This is a genomic window from Spirosoma jeollabukense (assembly GCF_054777855.1).
The window spans coordinates 1-556 of the sequence record NZ_BAAHAD010000105.1 but is presented as its reverse complement, the minus strand read 5'-3'; the positions used below and the strand labels follow the sequence as shown (position 1 = coordinate 556).

The following is a 556-nucleotide window of genomic DNA, read 5'->3' as shown; positions in this document are numbered from 1 at the left end:
AAGCACAAGAACAGTCGAATTAAGAGTCAACAAGGCCCCGGAAACGGGGCCTTTTCGTCGGGTAAGACTTCACAGCGTTCGCTTCCACCGCTCTACCCCCGCTTCAAAGATCATGCGAAGCATCGTCGTTTGTGGAAGGTAAAGACCCTGGGCACGTTCAACAAAAGCATCTTTGACTTCCTCTGTCACGCTCACCTTCTGGCTCATCACCTGGTCAGACTTGGCAGAACGCCGGATTGGCGCGTCTTCGATCTCCAACCGCATCAGTTCCTCCTCGATCTGCAAGTAGTGATAAAGGATGTTGCGCATGATTTGCACTAACGGCTTCTGTTGAAGCTCTGCCAAAGCTCGTAGATCCGCGTCCAGGCCTGCGTGCATGCGAACGCTGGGTAGCGAGCAAGAAAGCCTCTGGATTGGCATTTCCTGGAAAAGGGCGGTCATGCGACACACTCTTCTAAGAAGCAGTGATCGTTCAGCGCTCTTTCTTCCCGCATCAATTCTTGGAAGAATTTGTCGTGTGCTGAGTAGAAGCCGTAGACTGCATTGCTGTCTTGGG

At 52.3% G+C, this 556-nt stretch carries 1 protein-coding gene; it reads right to left on the bottom strand.

The window, feature by feature from the left end:
• Window positions 1–69: 69 nt before the first annotated feature.
• Complete coding sequence (locus ACYVEA_RS34785; RefSeq protein ID WP_461117935.1) at window positions 70–378, bottom strand: hypothetical protein; 309 nt, start codon at window positions 376–378, stop codon at window positions 70–72.
• Window positions 379–556: the final 178 nt, after the last annotated feature.